Source organism: Thiohalocapsa marina (assembly GCF_008632335.1).
GTDB lineage: Bacteria > Pseudomonadota > Gammaproteobacteria > Chromatiales > Chromatiaceae > Thiohalocapsa > Thiohalocapsa marina.
In genome coordinates, this window is sequence record NZ_VWXX01000088.1 from 1 (window position 1) to 703 (window position 703).

2 protein-coding genes are annotated in these 703 nt (G+C 69.4%); one reads left to right on the plus strand and one right to left on the minus strand.

Going from position 1 to position 703, the window contains the following annotated elements; all coding sequences use genetic code 11:
• A partial coding sequence (locus F2Q65_RS19310; protein WP_150095021.1) for a LexA family protein occupies nucleotides 1-344 on the minus strand: 344 nt, incomplete at its 3' end.
• 128 nt (nucleotides 345-472) lie between these two features.
• Between F2Q65_RS19310 and F2Q65_RS19315 the strand changes: the two genes are divergently transcribed.
• Nucleotides 473-703: YjbQ family protein (locus tag F2Q65_RS19315; RefSeq protein WP_211354124.1), on the plus strand; the 231-nt coding region annotated here is incomplete at its 3' end.

Here is a 703-nt window from a genome sequence, read left to right on the forward strand (position 1 = left end):
TAGAGCCGTTTCAGGGTCACCTCCCCGCCATTGATCAGCGCGACCACGGTGGCGCCGTTCTCGGCGCGCGGGCGCTGGGCGACCAGGATGAGGTCGCCATCCTCGATGCCGTCCTCGGTCATCGAGTCGCCGCGCACCCGCAGCGCGTAGTCGGCGCGGCGCGCGAGGTCTTCGGGGATGTCGATGGTCTCGGGGTCCTCGACGGCCTCGATGGGCTGGCCGGCCCTGACGGTGCCGAGCAGGGGCAGCGTGGCAAGCGGGTCGGCGTCGGCTTCCAGCGGCTCGGGGTCGGCGGCAAGCACGGTGGGGCCGAGGTGTCGGATCAGGTAGGTGGGTTTTGCCATGGGGTCCCTGAGCGGCGGTCGTTGATAGCGGCCATGGTACGCGTGACGAGGCCATGTCCGCGCTGTGACATGCGACAATGCTGTCCGAAGACACCCTCGCTCACCGCCCCAACAGGAGCCAAAGCCCCATGCGCGAGACGATCCGGCTGGCGACCACGCAAGCCCAGGTCTTGGTGGACATCACCGACGCGGTGCGCGCCGTCGTTTCGCGCAGCGGCATTCGCGACGGCCTGGTGCATGTCTACGCCCAGGGCGCGACGGCTGCCATCATGATCCAGCACGGTAGGGGGGGTAATAGAAGCGCCAACCCCCCCCGCCCCCACCGCGGGGGGGCGTGGGGTTTAAGCCCGACAGTGGTT